This window comes from Microbacterium sp. ISL-103 (assembly GCF_018613995.1).
In the GTDB taxonomy this organism is placed as follows: Bacteria; Actinomycetota; Actinomycetes; order Actinomycetales; family Microbacteriaceae; genus Microbacterium.
Genome location: NZ_JAGGPD010000519.1, coordinates 1 through 726, shown reverse-complemented (window position 1 = coordinate 726; position 726 = coordinate 1). Strand labels below are relative to the sequence as shown.

Annotated in this window: 1 protein-coding gene; it reads left to right on the top strand. The window is 67.4% G+C overall.

The window, feature by feature from the left end; translation table 11 throughout:
* The coding region (locus J7E68_RS19980; protein WP_285225544.1) for a 1-deoxy-D-xylulose-5-phosphate synthase N-terminal domain-containing protein at positions 1-726 on the top strand (726 nt) is incomplete at both ends.

The following is a 726-nucleotide window of genomic DNA, read 5'->3' as shown; positions in this document are numbered from 1 at the left end:
CCCTCTTCCGCGGCGTGCGCGGGGGAACCCACGGATTCCTGTCGCGCTTCACCAACAATGAAGCGCTGTATTCCAATCTCGACATCAAATACCTCGGCCCGGTCGACGGTCACGACCTGCCGGCACTGCTCGAGACCCTCGAACTCGCGAAGTCCTACGGTGCTCCGGTGATCGTGCACACGATCACGGAGAAGGGCCGCGGATACCAGCCGGCGCGCGACGATGAGGCAGACCAGTTCCATGCCGTCGGACGCATAGACCCCACCACCGGTGAGACGCTCTCGTCGAGCGGCACCGGCTGGTCGGACGTCTTCTCCGCCGCTCTCGTCGCCATCGGCGAGCAGCGCAGCGATGTCATCGCGATGACGGCCGCCATGCTGCGGCCCACAGGACTCGCGCCGTTCGCCGAGCGGTTCCCCGATCGCGTGTACGACGTCGGCATCGCCGAGCAGCACGCCGTCGCCTCTGCCGCGGGCCTCGCCTTCGGCGGCCTGCATCCCGTCGTCGCCGTCTACGCGACGTTCATGGGGCGTGCATTCGACCAAGTGCTCATGGATGTCGCCCTGCACCGGGCAGGAGTCACCTTCGTACTCGACCGCGCGGGCGTCACCGGCCCTGATGGCCCGAGTCACCACGGCATGTGGGATCTCGCGATGCTGCAGATCGTCCCGCACATCCGCATCGCCGCGCCACGCGACGGTGCGCGACTGCAGGAAGCTCTTGATG